Source organism: Hoeflea sp. IMCC20628, from assembly GCF_001011155.1.
Lineage (GTDB): Bacteria > Pseudomonadota > Alphaproteobacteria > Rhizobiales > Rhizobiaceae > Hoeflea.
In genome coordinates this window covers 589,595-608,160 of sequence record NZ_CP011479.1, presented here as the reverse complement: position 1 = coordinate 608,160, position 18,566 = coordinate 589,595, and the positions used below count along the sequence as shown (strand labels likewise).

17 protein-coding genes are annotated in these 18,566 nt (G+C 60.1%); 10 read left to right on the top strand and 7 right to left on the bottom strand.

The window, feature by feature from the left end; translation table 11 throughout:
• The first annotated feature begins 49 nt into the window (after positions 1-49).
• From IMCC20628_RS02835 to IMCC20628_RS02800, 8 genes are all read left to right on the top strand, one after another.
• Positions 50-832, top strand: a complete 783-nt coding sequence (locus IMCC20628_RS02835) for an ABC transporter ATP-binding protein (protein ID WP_082127974.1) — start codon at positions 50-52, stop codon at positions 830-832.
• On the top strand, positions 822-1,313 hold the full coding sequence (locus tag IMCC20628_RS02830; protein WP_052766268.1) for a GNAT family N-acetyltransferase: 492 nt from the start codon (positions 822-824) through the stop codon (positions 1,311-1,313). The genes IMCC20628_RS02835 and IMCC20628_RS02830 overlap by 11 nt, the downstream gene beginning before the upstream one ends.
• On the top strand, positions 1,310-1,645 hold the full coding sequence (locus IMCC20628_RS02825) for a membrane protein (RefSeq protein ID WP_047028945.1): 336 nt from the start codon (positions 1,310-1,312) through the stop codon (positions 1,643-1,645). The genes IMCC20628_RS02830 and IMCC20628_RS02825 overlap by 4 nt, the downstream gene beginning before the upstream one ends.
• Positions 1,642-2,529 (top strand): ABC transporter permease, encoded by an 888-nt coding sequence (locus IMCC20628_RS02820; RefSeq protein WP_047028944.1) that lies wholly within the window; start codon positions 1,642-1,644, stop codon positions 2,527-2,529. The genes IMCC20628_RS02825 and IMCC20628_RS02820 overlap by 4 nt, the downstream gene beginning before the upstream one ends.
• Positions 2,526-3,632 carry an ABC transporter permease gene (locus tag IMCC20628_RS02815; protein WP_047028943.1) on the top strand — a complete coding sequence of 369 codons (1,107 nt, stop codon included), beginning with the start codon at positions 2,526-2,528 and terminating at the stop codon, positions 3,630-3,632. The genes IMCC20628_RS02820 and IMCC20628_RS02815 overlap by 4 nt, the downstream gene beginning before the upstream one ends.
• Before the next feature lie 34 nt (positions 3,633-3,666).
• Positions 3,667-4,632, top strand: a complete 966-nt coding sequence (locus IMCC20628_RS02810; RefSeq protein WP_047028942.1) for an ABC transporter substrate-binding protein — start codon at positions 3,667-3,669, stop codon at positions 4,630-4,632.
• Between the two features lie 81 nt (positions 4,633-4,713).
• The gene (gene ade / locus IMCC20628_RS02805; protein ID WP_047028941.1) at positions 4,714-6,411 is read left to right on the top strand and encodes an adenine deaminase; all 1,698 of its coding nucleotides are present in this window, start codon (positions 4,714-4,716) and stop codon (positions 6,409-6,411) included.
• 82 nt (positions 6,412-6,493) lie between these two features.
• Complete coding sequence (locus tag IMCC20628_RS02800) at positions 6,494-7,258, top strand: ion channel (RefSeq protein WP_047028940.1); 765 nt, start codon at positions 6,494-6,496, stop codon at positions 7,256-7,258.
• A 31-nt stretch (positions 7,259-7,289) separates the two neighbouring features.
• On the opposite strand, the gene IMCC20628_RS02795 is transcribed toward IMCC20628_RS02800, so the two are convergent.
• A complete protein-coding gene (locus IMCC20628_RS02795) occupies positions 7,290-8,939 on the bottom strand; it encodes an alpha-glucosidase family protein (protein ID WP_245307866.1) in 1,650 nt (549 codons plus the stop codon).
• A gap of 231 nt (positions 8,940-9,170) precedes the next feature.
• On the opposite strand from IMCC20628_RS02795, the gene IMCC20628_RS02790 reads away from it, so the two are divergent.
• Entirely contained in the window at positions 9,171-11,159 is a 1,989-nt protein-coding gene (locus IMCC20628_RS02790) for an FAD-dependent oxidoreductase (RefSeq protein WP_047028938.1), read from the top strand.
• Positions 11,160-11,168: 9 nt separating this feature from the next.
• On the opposite strand, the gene rirA is transcribed toward IMCC20628_RS02790, so the two are convergent.
• The gene (gene rirA, locus IMCC20628_RS02785; RefSeq protein WP_047028937.1) at positions 11,169-11,639 is read right to left on the bottom strand and encodes an iron-responsive transcriptional regulator RirA; all 471 of its coding nucleotides are present in this window, start codon (positions 11,637-11,639) and stop codon (positions 11,169-11,171) included.
• Between the two features lie 132 nt (positions 11,640-11,771).
• Here rirA and IMCC20628_RS02780 point away from each other — a divergent pair, with 132 nt between their 5' ends.
• Complete coding sequence (locus IMCC20628_RS02780) at positions 11,772-12,953, top strand: serine hydrolase (protein ID WP_047028936.1); 1,182 nt, start codon at positions 11,772-11,774, stop codon at positions 12,951-12,953.
• A 36-nt stretch (positions 12,954-12,989) separates the two neighbouring features.
• Here the strand turns inward: IMCC20628_RS02780 and apbC are convergent, their stop codons facing one another.
• The 5 genes from apbC to IMCC20628_RS02755 all read right to left on the bottom strand — a co-directional run bounded on the left by apbC (position 12,990) and on the right by IMCC20628_RS02755 (position 18,484).
• Entirely contained in the window at positions 12,990-14,153 is a 1,164-nt protein-coding gene (gene apbC, locus IMCC20628_RS02775) for an iron-sulfur cluster carrier protein ApbC (RefSeq protein ID WP_156174634.1), read from the bottom strand.
• Between the two features lie 92 nt (positions 14,154-14,245).
• On the bottom strand, positions 14,246-15,277 hold the full coding sequence (locus IMCC20628_RS02770; protein WP_047028934.1) for an AbrB family transcriptional regulator: 1,032 nt from the start codon (positions 15,275-15,277) through the stop codon (positions 14,246-14,248).
• 158 nt (positions 15,278-15,435) lie between these two features.
• Positions 15,436-16,971, bottom strand: coding sequence for a tripartite tricarboxylate transporter permease (locus IMCC20628_RS02765; RefSeq protein ID WP_047028933.1), 1,536 nt, complete (start codon positions 16,969-16,971; stop codon positions 15,436-15,438).
• Positions 16,972-16,980: 9 nt separating this feature from the next.
• Positions 16,981-17,412 carry a tripartite tricarboxylate transporter TctB family protein gene (locus IMCC20628_RS02760; protein ID WP_047028932.1) on the bottom strand — a complete coding sequence of 144 codons (432 nt, stop codon included), beginning with the start codon at positions 17,410-17,412 and terminating at the stop codon, positions 16,981-16,983.
• Between the two features lie 88 nt (positions 17,413-17,500).
• Positions 17,501-18,484, bottom strand: a complete 984-nt coding sequence (locus IMCC20628_RS02755) for a tripartite tricarboxylate transporter substrate-binding protein (RefSeq protein ID WP_047028931.1) — start codon at positions 18,482-18,484, stop codon at positions 17,501-17,503.
• Positions 18,485-18,566: the final 82 nt, after the last annotated feature.

Genomic DNA, 18,566 nt, shown 5'->3' with positions numbered 1-18,566 from the left:
ATGGAGAATTGATGAGCGCAACACATTCCAGACGGAACAGGATCTGCCAGTGACAGCAACCGTCATCTCCACCAAAAACCTCGATCTCACCTTCGAGACCAATGACGGTCCGGTTCATGCGCTGAAAGACATCACGCTCGACATTGCCGAGGGTGAATTCGTCTCGCTGATCGGTCCGTCCGGTTGCGGCAAGACCACGCTTCTCCGGGTGATCGCCGATCTGGAAAAACCAACTGGCGGCACGGTGTCGGTCAATGGCATGACGCCGGAACAGGCGCGAATGGCCCGTGCCTATGGCTATGTGTTTCAACAATCAGCCCTTTTGCCCTGGCGCACCATTGAGCAAAATGTTGCCTTGCCGCTGGAAGTCATGGGGCTCGACAAAGCCACCCGCTCGGCCCGCATTGCCAGCAATCTGGAGCTGGTCAATCTTGTTGGCTTTGAGAAGAAATTCCCCTGGCAGCTCTCCGGCGGCATGCAGCAGCGTGCCTCCATCGCCCGTGCGCTCGCCGTTGAACCGGCGATGCTGCTGATGGACGAACCATTTGGCGCGCTTGACGAGATTGTCCGCGATCACTTGAACGAGCAACTGCTGAAACTTTGGGCCAAGACCAAGAAGACTGTGGTCTTTGTCACCCACTCGATTCCGGAAGCCGTGTTCCTGTCGACCAAGATCGTGGTGATGAGCCCGCGTCCGGGCCGCATTCACGAGATCATCGATTGTGATCTGGGCCCCGACCGGTCGCTCGACATTCGCGAGACGCCTGAATTCCTCAAGATCGCCCACCAGGTCCGAGAAGGCCTCAAAGCCGGACACAGCTATGATGAATAGCGCTGTCCGCCAAACTTACCACGAACCTGGTGTCCGACGCGCGACCGCCGCCGATCTGCCGGTCTGCGCGTCAATCATCAATGACTATCTGGACGCCGGCGCCTCATGGCTGCCCCGTGTGATCGATCGTCAGGCCATCGAGGACATGTTCGGTGCGGATCTGCTCGACAGGCGAACCATCTTCGTGGCCGAGGATGGCGGCGAGATCGCTGGTTATCTTTCGATGGATCAAGACGGGCGTTTCATTCACGCGATCTATCTTCGTCCACAAGCCCGGTGCAGCGGTCTGGGCAAAGCGCTGCTCGACGCCGCCAAGTCCGCACGCCCACAAGGCTTCGAGCTCACAGTCTTCGAACTCAATTCCGATGCCCTGCGCTTCTACAAGCGCGAAGCTCTTGTCGAAATTCCAGAAGGCCGCAACGACGACACCCCGGAAGGCGTGGCCACTTTGTTGATGCGCTGGCCCGGAGGTTCCCGATGAGCCCCTCGCTGATGATCTGGCTGGCAGCCGTGATGGTGATTTTCATGGCCGCAGCAAGCAGTCTCCGGGTCTATGTCGACCGGCCGTCTGTCTGGCTGCTGGTGCTTGCGATCACGCTTTACACCGCAGGCAATCTGATGATGGTGCGGGTGATGCGCGAAAGCGGGCTGGCAGTCGCCATGTCACTCTCCGCTGTGCTGCAACTGGTGCTCATCAACCTGATCGGCTTGCTGATTTTCGGTGAACGCCCGTCCATCATGCAGGTCGGCGGCATCACGCTGGGGATCGTTGCCGTCACCATGATCGTCTGGCCGCAGGGGAAACACGGATGAACGAGCCCAGCTTCATCAGGGACCGTCTGGTTCCCGTCGGTTCAATCCTGCTGGTGATCCTCATCGCCTGGTATGTCGCCGCCTATTCGATGAACGCGCCGTTTCAACGCGATTTCGACCGCCGTGCGGATGAAACCCGCACCACCACCGAATTCTTCATGAAGACCATGAGCCAGCCGAAGCCGACCATGCCGGCGCCGCATCAGGTGGCGGAAAACCTCTGGAAGAACACGCTGACGGTCAAACCCTGGTCAAAGCGCAGTCTGGTCTATCATTCCTGGGTGACGCTGTCGGCGACGCTGCTCGGCTTCGCCATGGGCACCGCACTTGGCGTGGTCATCGCCATCGGCATTGTCCATATCCCGGCGCTCGACCGCTCCTTCCTGCCCTGGATCATCGCCTCGCAGACCATTCCGATCCTGGCGATTGCACCGATGATCATCGTGCTGTTGTCGGCCATCGGCGTCACCGGACTGCTGCCCAAGGCGCTGATCTCCACCTATCTGTCATTTTTTCCGGTCGCTGTCGGCATGGTCAAGGGCCTGCGCTCACCTGACGTGCTGCATCTCGACCTGATGCGGACCTATTCCGCCAGCAAGATGCAGACATTGTGGAAGCTACGGATTCCGGCCTCGGTGCCGTTCTTCTTCACCTCGATGAAGGTGGCGATTGCCGCCAGCCTGATTGGCGCCATCGTCGGCGAATTGCCCACCGGTGCCGTGGCCGGCATCGGCTCCAAGCTGCTGGCAGGCTCCTATTACAGCCAGACGGTCGACATCTTCGCCGCCCTGATCGCAGGTTCCGTTGTCGCCATCCTGCTTGTGAGCGCAGTCGATATCGTCGGCCGGTTCGTCAACACCCGCATGGGAGCAAAAACCCAATGAGTGTGTTACGTCCCAACTGGCAGGCGTTGCTATCACTGCTGGCCACTCTCTACAGCCTAACCGCCCTGCCCTTCACTGCAGGCATGAGCCAGACAACGTCGCTGACGGTGGCGGCAATTCTGGCCGCAGGCGCGTTGCTGTCGATGCTGCGGCTGAGCTTTGCCGTGGAAACCGCCATTCTGACGCTGTCGAGCTTTGGCGCAGCGGCAATGCTGATTTCAGGTCTGGTCGATGGCTTCGGCACCGCCACGCACGGCTATTTCGCAGCCCTTGCCGCAGCCTGGCTTCTCGGCTGGCGGCTGGTCACGGTACTGTCCGGCGATGGCAGCCGCGCCAACCAGACCAGCGCTGTTTCCATCATTGTCCCGGCGCTGTTTGGCATCTGGGTCGTGATCCTGTGGGAATGCATCGTTCGCGGTGCCGGCGTACCGTTCGTACTGCTGCCGCCGCCTTCCGCCATCGGGGCGAGGATTGTCACGTCCACATCAATCCTGGCAGCCGATTTCCGCCAGACCGTGCTCAAGGCCGTGCTGTTCGGCTATGTCGTCGGCTGCACGACCGGCTTCCTCGTCGCTATTCTCGCCGACCGCTTCCGCTTCTTTGCCAACGGCCTGCTGCCGATCGGCAACATGGTCTCGGCGCTGCCGATGATCGGCATTGCCCCGATCATGGTGATCTGGTTCGGCTTCGACTGGCAGTCGAAGGCCGCCGTCGTCATCGTCATGACCTTCTTCCCGATGCTGGTGAACACACTTGCCGGGCTGGCGGCCACCGGCGACATGGAACGCGACCTGATGCGCACCTATGGCGCCACCCATTGGCAGGTGCTGCTCAAGCTGCGGCTTCAGGCCGCAATGCCTTTCATCTTCAATGCCCTCAAGATCAACTCCACGCTGGCGCTGATCGGCGCCATCGTCGCCGAGTTCTTCGGCACGCCGATTGTCGGCATGGGCTTTCGGATTTCGACCGAAGTGGGTCGGATGAATCTCGACATGGTCTGGGCGGAAATCGCCATGGCGGCTATTGTCGGGTCTTTGTTTTACGGGGCGCTTGCACTTCTTGAGCGCTCCGTCACATTCTGGCATCCGAGCTATCGCAGATAGATAGCCCTGAGCCATAACCAGAGAGGAACCAAAAATGAAAAAAACACTCGGACTGACACTGGCACTCACCATGACACTGATGGCAGGCGCCGCAAACGCTGCCGACAAGGTGACGCTGCAACTCAAATGGGTCGCCCAGGCCCAGTTCGCCGGCTATTTCGTCGCCAAGGACAAGGGCTTTTATGACGAAGCCGGCCTCGACGTCGAAATCAAGCCGGGCGGCCCGGACATTGCACCGGAACAGGTGATTGCCGGCGGCGGCGCTGACGTCATCGTCGACTGGATGGGCGGCGCTCTTGCTGCCCGCGAAAAAGGCGTCGGCCTCGTCAACATCGCCCAGCCTTACAAGAAGGCCGGCATGGAACTGGTTTGCCCGGCAGACGGCCCGATCAAGACAGAGGCCGACTTCAAGGGTCACACGCTGGGCGTCTGGTTCTACGGCAACGAATATCCGTTCTTCGCCTGGATGAACAAGCTTGGCCTGTCGACCGAAGGCGGCGCCGAAGGCGTCACCGTGCTCAAGCAGAGCTTTGACGTGCAGCCGCTGATCCAGAAGCAGGCCGATTGCATCTCGGTCATGACCTACAATGAATACTGGCAGCTGATGGATGCTGGCTACAAGCCGGAAGATCTGGTCGTCTTCAACTACTCCGCCATGGGCAACGACCTGCTTGAAGACGGTCTTTATGCGCTTGAGGACAACCTCAAGGATCCGGCCTATGTCGAGAAGATGGTCAAGTTCGTCCAGGCTTCGATGAAGGGCTGGGCCTACGCCATTGCCAATCCTGAAGAAGCAGCCGGCATCGTCATGGACAATGGCGGCCAGGACGAAAACCACCAGGTCCGGATGATGGACGAAGTGGCCAAGCTGATCGGCGAACCCGATGCCAAGCTGATCCCGGAAGCCTATGAGCGCACCGCCAAGGCGCTGCTCGATCAGGGGATCATCACCAAGCAGCCGGAAGGCGCATGGACATCAGTCGTTACCGACAAGATGTAATCACCCTTTTGGGGTAAACTCGGCCGGCCGGCAGAAATGCCGGCCGGTTTTTGATTCGGACAACAAACAGCAGGTGCCCCCATGACAAACAGACTTGGCGACATGATTGACCAGGGCCAGGGCAAGATGCCTGCTGATATCGTGCTGAAGGGCGGCAGGCTGTTTGACCTGACCACGGGCGAGTTGCGCGAGGGCGACATCGCCATTTGCGGCGACCGCATCGTCGGCACGCTGGAAAGCTATGTAGGCATCCAGGAGATCGACATCTCCGGCAAGATCGTCGTGCCCGGCTTCATCGACACCCATCTGCACATTGAAAGCTCGCTGGTCACGCCGCATGAGTTCGACCGCTGCGTGCTGCCGCGCGGCATCACCACCGCGATCTGCGATCCGCATGAAATCGCCAATGTCATCGGCGCCGCCGGAATCCGCTATTTCCTCGATTGCTCAGAACAGACCATCATGGATATCCGCGTGCAGCTCTCAAGCTGCGTGCCCGCCACCCATCTCGAAACGGCAGGAGCCCGGCTGGATATCGAGGACCTGCTGGAGTTCCGCGATCATCCACAGGTGATCGGTCTGGCAGAATTCATGAACTTCCCCGGCGTGCTGCACAAGGACCCGACCTGCATGGCCAAGCTTGAGGCGTTTCAGGGCGGCCATATCGATGGCCACGCGCCGTTGTTGCGCGGACTTGGCCTTAACGGCTACCTCGCCGCCGGCATCCGCACCGAGCACGAATCCACCACCGCCGAAGAAGCGCTGGAGAAAATGTCCAAGGGCATGCATGTGCTGGTGCGCGAAGGCTCGGTGTCACGCGATCTCGACGCCCTGATCCCGATCATCACCGAACGCAATTCGCCGTTCCTTGCGCTCTGTACCGACGACCGCAATCCGCTCGACATCGCCGAGCATGGCCATCTCGATTACATGATTCGTCATGCCATCGCTAATGGTGTCGAGCCGCTGGCGATCTACCGCGCCGCCTCGATTTCAGCCGCCGGTGCCTTCGGGTTGAAGGATCGCGGCCTGGTGGCGCCGGGCTGGCGCGCCGATCTGGTGGTGCTCGACAGCCTCGAAGGCTGCAATGCGCAGATGGTATTTTCCGCCGGCCGCCACGTCACAGATGAGCTGTTTGCCGCCCGCGCTACCACCGCGCCGGTGGGCATGGACAGTGTCCACGCGCCGTCGCTTTCAGCCGAGAGCTTCGCCGTTCGCAGAAACAGGATCGCCACATCGGTAATCGGCATCGTGCCCGGCAAGATCATCACTGAGCACCGCAAGTTCGAGCTACCGATCGAGAACGGCGAGACAAAGGGCGATCTGTCGCGCGACATCCTCAAGATCACGGTGATCGAGCGCCACGGCAAGAACGGCAACATCACCACCGGCTTCGTTCAGGGTTTTGGCCTCAAGCGCGGCGCCATCGCCTCCACCGTCGGCCATGACAGCCACAATATCTGCGTTGTCGGCGCCGACGAGGCCGATATGGCGCTGGCCGCCAACCGCCTGAGCGAAATCCGCGGCGGTTTTGTTGTCGCCGCTGAAGGCAAGGTGCTCGCCGAAATCGCTTTGCCGATTGCCGGGCTAATGAGTGATCTGCCGTTCGAGCAGGTGCGCGAGAAGCTAACGCCGCTGCGCGCGGCAGCAAAAGAGCTTGGCGGCACGCTCGACGAGCCCTTCCTGCAGCTGGCCTTTCTGGCGCTGCCGGTGATCCCTCATCTCAAGATCTCAGACATGGGCATGGTCGATGTCGACGCATTTGCATTGATCGAGTGAGGGTGTTGAAGATATGCCTGGCCATGAGCGTCGCAGCTCTGGCCAGGGACAGGGATGACGGGAAATAGGACATGGCTACACGATGAAGGAAAATCTGCGCCAGACCCTGCGGCGGCTCTATGCCGGCGAGAGCCTGTCGGCAATCCGCTTCCAGGCGGTGCTGGCGTGCATCGATCTGGCGATCATCGCCTTTTTCATCTTCGGGCCGTATCTGCGCACAGGTGAGAACTACCTGGTGCTCGACTACCTGATCGCAGCCTGGATCGCTCTGGAGCTGGTGGTCAAGGCGGCCATCGCACGCCGCCCGCGCGATTGGCTGCTCAAGTCAATGACATGGGTGGATCTGGTTATTTTGGGAACGCTGCTGTTACCCAACCTGCTTTACAATTTCGCCTTCCTTCGCGCCATGCGGATCTGGGCCATCGGCCAGAGCCCGTTGCTCAAAGTCGGGCTTCGCAAGATCGGCCAGTCGGAACTCACCGACGTCATTCGCGCCTCGATCAATGTCGTGGTCTTCCTGTTCATGACCACCGGCTTTGTCTACACGTTCTTCTTCTACCGCCAGGACGGCACCGACGGATTTGTCGACGCGCTCTATTTTACCGTGGCGACGGTGACCACCACCGGCTTTGGCGACATCATTCTGCCCGGCACATTCGGAAAATTGACGGCAATCGTCACCATGATTGTCGGCATTTCGCTGTTTGTCCGCCTCGCCCAGGCTGTGGTCCGGCCGTTCAAGGTGACGTTTCGCTGCCCAAATTGCGGCCTGTATCGACACGACGCTGATGCGGTGCACTGCAAGGCCTGCGGCAACATCCTCAAAATTCCCGACGACGGCGAATGATCAGCGCCTGCTGATCATTTGGCAGGTAGCGTCACAGCAGCCCGCAGAACCCGTCGAGCCCGCGCAGCGTTAACACGCCATCATGAATGCCGCCGGCGCATCCGGGCAGATGCAGCACTTCCCTGACCATCAGATTTTCCGGCAATATGACCGACTGCGGCTCGCGGTGCAGGTTGAGCACGATGACCAACCTCTGCTCCTGGGTTTGGCGGATGAAGGCCAGAACATCCTTATTGGTCTCGATGAAGATCATGTCACCATCGATCAGAGCCGGATGGTTTTTGCGGGAGGCCAGCATGGTCCGGTAGTAGTTGAGAACCGAGCCATAAACCTTGTCCTGCTGATCCACCGCATGGGCGCGATGGCTTTCGGGCACCGGCAACCACGTTCGCGACGCCTTTGAAAACCCTGCATTTGCACCCTGCCGCTCCCAGACCATCGGCGTGCGGCAGCCGTCGCGGCCCTTGTAGGCTGGCCAGAAGCGGATGCCGTAGGGATCGGTGAGATCCTCAAAGGCGATATGAGCTTCTTCCAGCCCCAGTTCCTCGCCCTGGTAGAGGCAAATCGACCCGCGGAACGAAGACAGCATGGTGATGGCAAATCGTGCCAGATGCTCAGGATCATCGCCTTCCTGCATCCAGCGCGAGACGTGGCGTTCGACATCATGGTTGGAGAATGACCAGCAGACCCAGCCGTCTTTGACCACCGATTGGAAGTTGGCGATGCTGCGGCGGAAATGCTCGGCCGAAAACTCACCGCCAAGCATGTCGAAGGTGTAGCACATGTGCAGCTTGTCGCCGCCATTGGTATAGGCGGCGACGGTCTTGAGCGAGCGGCGGCCGTCGCCGACTTCGCCAACCGTCGTGCGCCCTTCATACTCGTTGAGCAAAGCCCTGACTCGCTGCAGAAAGACAATATTTTCTGGCTGGGACTTGTCGTAGAGATGGTCCTGGAAGCCGTAAGGATTGGTGTCGGGCGCATCCACCCCCATGAAGTTGCCGTCTTCGGTTGACAGCGACAGCGGTGGATTGTCGCGCAATTGTTTGTCGTGAACATAGAAATTGACAGTGTCGAGGCGGAAGCCGTCGACGCCGCGATCGAGCCAGAACCGCACCGAATCCAGGATCGCGTCCTGCACATCGGGATTATGGAAATTCAGGTCCGGCTGCGAGGCCAGGAAATTGTGCATGTAGTATTGCCGCCGCGCGGTATCCCATTCCCACGCCGGACCACCAAAAATCGACAACCAGTTGTTGGGTGCCGTGCCATCAGGCTTGGGATCGGCCCAGACATACCAGTCGGCCTTCGGATTGTCCCGACTCGAGCGGCTCTCCTTGAACCAGGCATGCTGATCGGACGAGTGCGAGATCACCTGGTCGATGATGATCTTCAGCCCCTTGGCATGCGCCAGTTCAGTCAGTTCATCAAAATCCGACAATGTCCCGAACATCGGATCGACATCGCAATAATCCGACACGTCATAGCCGAAGTCAGCCATTGGCGACTTGAAAAACGGCGACAGCCAGATGGCGTCGACCCCCAGCGAGGCGATATGATCGAGCCGCTTAATGATGCCGCGGATATCGCCGATGCCGTCGCCGGAGGTGTCCTGATAGGATCGGGGATAGACTTGGTAAATGACGCAGCCGCGCCACCAGTCCGGGGATATTGTCTTGCTCACCGCTTGCTCCACTTCGGACATGACGCACCAGGCGCATGATTGAGGGTTTTTAATCGTTTAAATTAGCCGCTTGCCCCTTACAAGCCTGTTGAACCAAAACTTGGTGTAGCGGTCGGCTTGCCCATCGAAGATGACTGCGCAACGAGACCATCGCATTTCGCAGTCAATACAGTGCTGGACGCGCCGCGTGCTAGCATGTTCCTCTCGGCGTAGATCATGGAGGCGAGAACAATGACCACGCGCAGCTTCAAGAAACTGTTCTCGCCGGTTGACCTGCGTGGGCACACCCTCCGCAACCGCATTGTATTTGGCGCGCACACCACAAACATGGCTGTCGAGGGTCTGCCGACCGAACGCCACGCCGCCTATTACGCCGAACGCGCCTTGGGCGGTGCGGCGATGGTGGTGGTCGAGCCGATGCCGGTCCATGCCGCTGCGGTGCTGACACGCGGCAATTTCCGCCACAGCGACGACGGCGTGATCCCGCATTTCCGCAAGGTCACTGACGCGATCAAGGGTCACGGCGCTGTTGCCATCCAGCAGCTTTATCATGTCGGCAGCCATGGCGATCAGGACAACGCTTTTCATGCGGCCTGGTCGCCCTCAGGCATGCCGAGCTACCACGACAGCGACGGCTCCCATGCCATGAGCGAGGCGGAGATCAAGGAAACCATCACCGGCTTCGTCGAAGCCGCGCGGCGGTGTCGGGAATCCGGTTTCGATGGCGTCGAAGTCTGGGCCGCCTATCACGGTCTTGTCGATCAGTTCTGGACACCGTGGTCAAACAGGCGTGACGACAAATGGGGCGGCAGCCTGGAGAACAGGACCCGCTTTTCCCGCGAGATCATCACTCGCATCCGCAATATTTGCGGCGATGATTTCATTATCGGGCTCGCAGTCAACGACGAACCGGATTTCGAGGTTGCCCTGCAGCGCGAAGCCATCAGTGAAATCATCGAGCGTCATGATCGCGAGCAGATGATTGATTATGTCACTTGCGGCACAGGCAGCTATTTCGATTTCTACAAGCTGATGCCGACATTTATTTATCCGGAGAAGCTCGGCACGGATCTGGCTTCCACGCTCAAAGGCGTCGTCACACACGCGCTGGTCACCGCAGAAAGCCATATCCGCACACCTGACAATGCCGAAACCGTGCTCGGTGAAGAACAGGCTGATCTGGTCTCGATTGTCCGTGGACAGATAGCCGACCCGCATCTCGCCAACAAGGCCCGCGAGGGGCGAGCAGAAGACATTCGAGGTTGCCTGTCGTGCAACCAGATGTGCTGGGGCCGACGTTCAAGGGACTATTGGATATCCTGCGTGGTCAACCCCTCGACCGGCCGCGAGGCCGAGTGGGGTGGTGATCGCTTTACACCCGCAGCCCAGCGTAAATCAGTGCTTGTTGTCGGTGGTGGACCAGCCGGCTTGGAGGCAGCGCGCGTCAGCGCCGAACGCGGCCATCGCGTGGTGTTGGCTGAAGCTTCACCTCATTTGGGCGGTGCCTATCGTTTGGCAGGCCTGCAACCCCGGCGGGGACAAATCATTGAACTGATCGAATGGTACGAGCGGCAATTGACCAGGCTCCAGGTCGAGATACGACTCAACACCTATATGGACGCGGACGATGTCGTCGCCGAAAAAGCGGACGAGGTGATAATCGCAGCCGGGTCTCTTCCCTCTGACACCGGCTTCCAGAAAGCCATCCCCCACGTCGAAGTCCTGGACGGCATTGAAAATGGCAATATCTGTTCAACGGAGGCCATTATGACGCGGCAAGTCCGGCCCGGTCATCGCGTTATCGTGCTTGATGAGGGCGGCAACTGGAAGGGATGCGGCACAGCATGGAAACTTGCCGAAGACGGCCATGACGTGACCATCGTCACCCCGGATCCACTCGTCGGCAAGGAACTGCAACGCACTGCAGCCGATTTTCCGCTGCGCCGGACACTGGCCGGTCTGGGCGTGAAGTTCATCGTCGAAAGCGCCATCACCCGGTGGTCCGGGACGTCTGCCACCGTGCAGTCATTCCTCGATGGTCGCGAAACCGAGATCAAGGCTGAAACGCTTGTTTTTGCCACCGCCAACATGGCCGAGAACAGTCTCGCTCTTGATCTGCAACAACGTGGCATTGGCATCAGGGAAATTGGCGACGGAGTTGCTCCACGCCAGGCGGCATACGCCATATATGAAGGCCGGGAAATCGGTTTGAGACTGTAAGTTTTTGCTTTAGGCCGCCGGTGCTGCTGGTACGACCGGCTGATGCTCTTCAAGTCCGAGCAGGAAGTTGATCGAGGGCCGTGCCTTGACCAGATCATCGATCGAATAGGTCGACAGCACTTCGAAAAACGCCCCCAAGGCCTCCCTCAAGGCGGTGTTCAATCCGCATGAATCGACCAATGGACATTCGCTGGCATCGTTCTCAAAGCATTCAGCCATGGCAAAACTGTCTTCAGTCACCTTGACGACGTCGAGCAGAGTGATCTTGTCAGCAGCACGGCCAAGCCGTACGCCGCCATTGCGCCCGCGCACCGATTCGACCAGACCGGACTTGGTCAAGGGCTGCAGGATCTTGAACAGGAACAATTCCGAAACCGCATAGGCCTTGGCGATGTCGCCGATCCGGCTCAACGGCGCGTCATTCGCCGCGCAATACATCAAGATCCGCACGGCGTAATTGGTTTGGCGTGTCAAACGCATTATCTGGCTCCGGTGCTCATGCTGCCTTCCAATCGGAAGTGAACCTAGTTTAGAATGCTTCCAGAAAAAGGAAACCCTTTTTATCATGTTTTTGTCGCGGCTGCACCAATGGCCGCAAATACGAGGGAAATTATGGCACGCGCCACCGAATTCGAGACACGCAACGGCTTTGCCCGCGATGCCATCACGCTCGCCAACTGGCGCACGCGTCCCTACAGCTTCTGGTCATTTCGCAATGTGGCGGAGATGGTGCGCTCCGCCCGGATCCAGACCGCCAGCAGCGCCGAACTGCCTGATCCTGTGCAAAATCCCGACCTGCTGGCCCGGCCGGCAGCCCGCGGCGCCGACCACAGCATTGCAGACCTGCTGACCCGCAGCGAAGCCGACAGCTTCATCCTGTCGAAACATGGCTCGGTAGTGTGCGAATGGCACGCCCCGGGCGTCGACCGCCGCGATCCGCATCTGGTGTTCTCGATCTCGAAATCGATTACCGCGCTGGTTGCCGGCATCCTGGAGGATCAGGGGGTCCTGGATCCTGCGACGCTGGTCGGCACTCTGGTGCCTGAATCTGCAAACAGCGCCTATGCCGACGCCAAGGTACAGGATCTGCTCGACATGCGGGTCAGCCTCGATTTCGATGAATCCTATCTGTCGCTTGAAGCCTATGCCCGCTACCGGCGTGCCATGTCGTGGAACCCGCCATCAGAGGCGGGCAATGACGAAGGGATGCTGTCGTTCCTGTGCAGCCTGAAAAAGGCCCGCGGCCCGCATGGCGGTGTTCACGATTATCTCTCGCCCAATTCCGATATGCTCGGGATCGTGCTGGAACGGGCGACCGGCGAGCGCTTTCCTGATTTGTGCGCCCGGCTTTTGTGGCAGCCGCTCGGCGCCACAGCCGACGCGGTTATCACAGTCGACCCGCACGGTGCCCCGCGCACCGCAGGCGGCGTCTCCTGCCGCCCGCATGATCTGCTGGCGCTGGGTCAGATGCTGATTGGTGGTGGAGCCGCAAATGGCAACCAGATCGTCTCCGCACGGTGGATCGCCGACATGCAGCAAAATGGCGATGCTGACGTCTGGGCCAAGGGCACCCAGGCCAGCTTTCTCAAGACCGGCCGTTACCGCAACAACTGGTACCAGGTCGGCGGCGCATCAAACACCTTTCTTGCCGCCGGCATTCACGGCCAGTTTCTCTATTGCGATCCGGATACCGGCACGGTGATTGCCTGCACCTCGTCCCAAAGCGAGCCGCAAAGCGACGCGCTGGACCAAGGGTTGTTGGCGATGTTTGCCATGTTGAGCGCCGGGGACTGACCGGCGCTCAAACCGTCAAGCGATGAACAGGACGCTTTACTCGAACACAATCTCCGGCATTGTCCGCGCGCCGTCTCCGGAAAGCTCTTCCAGGCGCGCGCGCACCTTTGCTGCGATCTCGAGATAGATCTTGGCATGCGGTCCGTCAGGAGCCGTCGCCACCACCGGCATTCCGGCATCGGAGGTTTCGCGAATAGGCATTGCCAGCGGCACTTCGCCCAAAAATGGTACGCCAATCCGCGTTGCCTCGTCGCGTGCGCCGCCGTGACCGAAAATGTCATGTTGGCTGCCGCAATCAGGACAGATGAAATAGCTCATGTTCTCGACAATGCCCAGAACCGGCACATTGACCTTGTTGAACATGTTGAGCCCCTTGCGGGCATCAATCAGCGCCAGGTCCTGAGGGGTCGAAACGATCACCGCACCGGCCAGCGGCACATTCTGCGCCATTGTCAGCTGGGCGTCGCCGGTGCCGGGCGGCATGTCGACAACCAGCACGTCGAGTTCGCCCCAGGCGACTTCGCGCAGCATCTGGTTGAGCGCCGAAATCACCATCGGACCACGCCAGATCATCGCCGTGTCTTCGGCGACGAGAAACCCCATCGACATGACCTTGAGGCCATAATTTTCCATCGGCTTGAGTATCCGGCCTTCAAGCTGCTCCGGCCGTCCGGATATGCCCAGCAGCCGCGGCATCGACGGACCATAGATGTCGGCATCAAGTATGCCGACTTTCAGACCGGTTGCCTGCAGCCCGAGCGCCAGATTGACGGCTGTGGTGGATTTGCCAACGCCCCCCTTGCCCGAGGCAACGGCAATGATCGTGGCGATCCCCGGCACATCGGTCTTGGGCTTGGCTTGCGATTGAGCGGGTTTCGCCGGCGCATGGCTATGCGCCTGCGCTGCAGCCTGTGGCACAGGGCGCGGCGGCGGCGGTGTTGAGCCAGGCTCCTTGCTGGCTGTCAGCGCCACCATGGCACCCTGGACACCGGGAACGGTCTTGGTGGCGCGCTCGGCAGCCTCGCGCAGCGGTTCAAGCTCCTGCGCACGGGCGGCTGGAACCGTCAGCGAAAAATAGACTTTCGCATCGGCAATGAAGATCTCCGAGACCAGACCGAGATCAACAATATTGCCCTCAAGATCAGGTCCCTTGACCGATTTCAGTTTGGCCAGAATCTCTTCTTTGGTCACGCTCACGATGCACCCCACTCTTTGTCATTTCGGACCCCCTCCACATAGTGCAGATGGGCTCGCAATAAAATGGCGCAAACGCGAAAAAGCAGTCGGCCAAGCTATTTGCCACGGCCACGCAGCACAAAGAACGGCACAATCGCGGTCAGCATCAACAATCGCGCCACATGATGGGTGGCGACGAATGTCGGATCGATGCCGAGGATCACCGACATCGCCGCCATAGTTTCGAGCCCGCCCGGCGCGAAAGCCACCAGGATGGCGATCAGATCCATGCCCGTGATCCAGTGCGCAAGCACTGCAAACATTCCGGCCAGCACAACGCCTAGCACCGTGACCATCACACCGGCACTGAATGCGCGGCGAAGTTCCGGCCCGGTGACGCCGGAAAACCGCGAGCCGATCAGGGCGCCCAGAGACACGAACGCCGCTGCCGCCAGCCAGAATGACATCACACCGCTCACCAGTCCTGTGACATGAGCTGCAATGGACACCAGCATGCCGCCAATCAGGTAGGCCGCCGGCAGTTTAAGCCGCTGCAACCCATAGCCTGCAAGCCCGGCGGCTATGATCAAGGCCAGCAGCGGACCGGGTGCGGTTTCGATCGGAACTTCCAGCGCGCGGTCGGGAATCTGGCCGGTTAGCGTCACCGCGACCGGAACCAGCAGCGTCAGCGCCAGAACCCGGATCGACTGAACAATGCTGACGATCTTCAGATCCGCCTTCACGCCTTCCGACAGTCCCAGAACATAGCTCAGATGCCCGGGCGAAGACGACAGGAAGGCCGTCGCCGCATCCATCGACCAGAACCGCATCAGCGCTGCCCGGGTGAAGAAGATGATGGCAAAGAGGCTGCCCCCCAGCGCTGCGAGCGTCACCGGCCAGGTTCGCATCGCTCCGAACACGTCGGGTGTGACGCCCTGCCCGATGGTGAGACCCAGAATGACGAACACCATATCACGCAAGCGCTGCGGCGCTGCCTGGGTCTTGACACCGGCAAGCCCGGCGAACGTGACGGCAATTGCCGGACCGGTCAGAAACGGAGCCGGAAAGGACAGGGCATAAGTGATCACGGCGCCAAGCGCGGCGATGCCAAACGTCAGCAGTGGGGTTTGCCAGGAACCCGTCGCCATGTCTTCAACTCCCGCATTGACCGAAGATTACGGCGTGGCCGTCCGAGCAGAATCAGCCTGCTGCAACCACGAACCTAGTGCGCTTCATGGTTGGATGGAACCATCAAGCGCAGCAATGAACCGCTGGAGCCATAGCCAGCGGTCTCATCAATCGGGGCTCAATCCGGATCAGCATCGCTGTCGGTGCGGGGCAGTTTCGACCGGAAAAACCGTCCGGCAACGATCGGCATGATGAAGCCGAAGAACGCAAACAGCCAAAGCCCGATCGACAGGGGCGAGGCAAACAATGCGCTCCAGTCGCCATCCGAGATGGTCATTGCCCGTCGCATGTTTGCTTCCATCTGGTTGCCCAGGAGGATGCCGAGGATCACCGGAACCAGCGGCACTTCCAGCTTTCTCAAAAGCCAGCCCAGCACACCGAAGAACACCATCACCATCAGATCGAATGTCGAGCCGGAGATGCCATAGATGCCGACAAACGAGATCATCGCCACGGCGGGCATCAGATAGCGCGGGGGCACCAGCAGCACCCGGACGAACAGGCTGACCATCGGAATGTTCATGATCAGCAGCATCAGGTTACCAATGAACAGCGCCGCAATCAGGCCCCAGACCACGTCGGGATTGTTGGTGAACAACAGCGGTCCTGGCGTGATGTTAAGCGCCAGCAGCATCGCCAGCAGCACCGCGGTGGTGCCGGAACCCGGTACGCCGAGCGCCAGCATCGGAACCAGCGCGCCGCCGGCTGCCGCATTGTTGCCGGCCTCGGGTGCCGCCACGCCGCGCGGATCACCGGTGCCGAAGGTGTTGTCCTTGTCGACCAGCCGCTTTTCAACCGAATAGGCGATGAACGATCCGAGCGAAGCGCCCGCGCCTGGCAAGACGCCGGCAATGAAGCCCAGCACCGTCGACCTTGCCATGGTTGGCGCTGTCTGTTTGAGCATCGACAAGGGCGGTGTCAGCCGACCAAGCTTGACGGCAGCCGCGTCGCCCGTGGCTTTTGGGGTGCCGCGATGCTCGAGAAAGATGAACACTTCCGACAGCGCGAACAGGCCGACGATCGCCACCAGGAAGTCGATGCCGTCATAAAGATGCACTTCGCCGAACGCGAAGCGGGGCACGCCGGTCTGGCCGTCGACACCGATCATCGCAATGCCAAGCCCGAGGCCTGCGGCAATCGCGGCCTTTGCCTGGTTCTTGCTGGCGATACCGCCCAGTGTGGCAAAGGCCAGCGCAAACAGCGCAAAATATTCCGCCGGACCGAACAGCAGCGCCACCTTGACCAACTGCGGCGCCAGGAACACCAGCCCCCAGGTGGCAAAAAAGGCGCCAACGAAAGAGGCAATGCCGGACAGCGCCAGCGCTTCGCCGGCCATGCCCTTCTTGGCCATCGGATAGCCGTCGAGCGTGGTCATCAGCGCCGGTTCGTCACCGGGAATATTGAGCAGGATCGACGAAATGCGGCCGCCATACATGGCGCCGTAATAAACGCTGGTCAGCAGGATCAGCGCCGGCGTCGCATCGAGGCCGAGCGAGAAGGCCAGCGGAATGAGAATGGCAACGCCATTCGACGGTCCAAGCCCCGGCAGTGCGCCGATGATGGTGCCGAGAAAGCAGCCTATCAGCGCCAGGCCGAGGTTCTGGAATGTCAGGGCAATGGAAAACCCGTGTGCAAGTGCGTTAAGTGTGTCCATGACCCTGCCTCAAAATCCCCACGGGCCGCGCGCAAGCGACAGACCCAGGATGAGATGGAAAACGACATAAATGCCGACGGCGATCGTGACCCCGGCAATCACAGCCTTGATCGGTGGCGTGCCGAGCCGCCAGGACAGAAATCCGGCAGCAAATGCGGTGGACACGACGAAACCGATAAGCGGCAACGCATAGGCATAGGCGACCATCACGGCGACCGTCATGCCGACTTCAAACAGCCGGCTGAACTCCGGCCATTCCGGCTCGTCATCGGGCTTGAAGAAGATCGCCAGGCTGGAAATGCCGACCAGAACTCCGATGATGATCGGGAACACCTTCGGGCCAACCGGATCGGAAATGAAGCTTTCCTGAATCAGCGTCGCCTGCCAGATGAAAAACAGTGCCAAGAGGAGGCCCAGGCCTCCCATAATCCGGTCGCTCATGGCGCCCTCCCCCTCGATGCTCCGGCAGATGTCGCCGTAAACAGAAAGCCTCCGCCCGTTGACCGGGCGGAGGCAGTTCGACAGATCCTTACTGGATCAAACCGATTTCCTTGGAGATGGCGGTGATCGAATCCACCGATTCAGCCACAAAAGCCTGGAAGTCAGCACCGCGCATATTGAGCGGAGCAAGACCGTTCTGAGCCATCACGTCCTTCCATTCAGCGCTGTCATAGACGGTGCCGATGGCATTAACCCAGTAGTCATAGGCTTCGTCGGACATGCCGCCGGGAGCGTAAAACCCGCGCCAGTTGGCGCCGATCACGTCAATGCCCTGCTCCTTGGCAGTCGGGAACGCGGCGAAGTCGCCTTCAAGACGCTCGGGCGCTAGCACAGCCAGCACCTTGATGTCGCCGGAATCGACAAAACCCTTGGCTTCCGATGCATCGCCGGTAAAGGCCTGAACCGAACCGCCGAGCAGCTGGGTTACAGCCTCGCCACCACCATCGAAAGCAACATATTTAATGGTGCGGACATCATCGATGCCGAATTTTTTGGCCGCGATGAGAACCTTGAGGTGATCCCAGCCGCCAACAGCGGAACCGCCGGCGATAGAGACCGAAGACGGATCATTCTTGATCAGCTCCAGCAACTCAGGCAGCGTGTTGATCGGCGAGTCCTTGGCCACGGCAACAATGCCGTAATCAGCGCCAACGGCGCCGATCCAGCGGACCTGATCCATGGTGTTGCCGGGATAGGCACCCTGCGCCAGACGAGTCGATGTGGCGGACGACGCAGCAACGATCATATTGTTGGCGTCATTGCGCTTGTTGACGACTTCGGCAAAAGCCACGCCGCCACCGCCGCCAGCCATGTTGGTGACCTGCATGGTGCCGGACACAAGCTTGAGATCCTGCAGGGTCTTGCCGGCCTGACGGCAGGTGAAATCCCAGCCGCCGCCTGGGTTTGCCGGTGCAATGCACTCGGTCGAACCCGGATCGAACGCATGAGCGGCAGCCGTCAGCGAGACGACGGCAACGGCGGTAGCGGCAAGCCGCGCAACAAAATTCTTCATGATTTCCTCCAAATGAACGAGCCGCCTTTCCTCAAAAGCGGTATGGCAGCTACGCTAACGCAAAAAGCTGTCAGTCAGCTGT

Excerpts from the sequence above, each read along its gene's own strand:
- IMCC20628_RS02830 (WP_052766268.1), top strand. The coding sequence starts at position 822 with ATGATGAATAGCGCTGTCCGCCAAACTTACCACGAACCTGGTGTCCGA.
- IMCC20628_RS02825 (WP_047028945.1), top strand. The coding sequence starts at position 1,310 with ATGAGCCCCTCGCTGATGATCTGGCTGGCAGCCGTGATGGTGATTTTC.
- IMCC20628_RS02820 (WP_047028944.1), top strand. The coding sequence starts at position 1,642 with ATGAACGAGCCCAGCTTCATCAGGGACCGTCTGGTTCCCGTCGGTTCA.
- IMCC20628_RS02815 (WP_047028943.1), top strand. The coding sequence starts at position 2,526 with ATGAGTGTGTTACGTCCCAACTGGCAGGCGTTGCTATCACTGCTGGCC.
- IMCC20628_RS02810 (WP_047028942.1), top strand. The coding sequence starts at position 3,667 with ATGAAAAAAACACTCGGACTGACACTGGCACTCACCATGACACTGATG.
- ade (WP_047028941.1), top strand. The coding sequence starts at position 4,714 with ATGACAAACAGACTTGGCGACATGATTGACCAGGGCCAGGGCAAGATG.
- IMCC20628_RS02800 (WP_047028940.1), top strand. The coding sequence starts at position 6,494 with ATGAAGGAAAATCTGCGCCAGACCCTGCGGCGGCTCTATGCCGGCGAG.
- IMCC20628_RS02790 (WP_047028938.1), top strand. The coding sequence starts at position 9,171 with ATGACCACGCGCAGCTTCAAGAAACTGTTCTCGCCGGTTGACCTGCGT.
- rirA (WP_047028937.1), bottom strand. The coding sequence starts at position 11,639 with ATGCGTTTGACACGCCAAACCAATTACGCCGTGCGGATCTTGATGTAT.
- IMCC20628_RS02780 (WP_047028936.1), top strand. The coding sequence starts at position 11,772 with ATGGCACGCGCCACCGAATTCGAGACACGCAACGGCTTTGCCCGCGAT.
- IMCC20628_RS02770 (WP_047028934.1), bottom strand. The coding sequence starts at position 15,277 with ATGGCGACGGGTTCCTGGCAAACCCCACTGCTGACGTTTGGCATCGCC.
- IMCC20628_RS02765 (WP_047028933.1), bottom strand. The coding sequence starts at position 16,971 with ATGGACACACTTAACGCACTTGCACACGGGTTTTCCATTGCCCTGACA.
- IMCC20628_RS02760 (WP_047028932.1), bottom strand. The coding sequence starts at position 17,412 with ATGAGCGACCGGATTATGGGAGGCCTGGGCCTCCTCTTGGCACTGTTT.
- IMCC20628_RS02755 (WP_047028931.1), bottom strand. The coding sequence starts at position 18,484 with ATGAAGAATTTTGTTGCGCGGCTTGCCGCTACCGCCGTTGCCGTCGTC.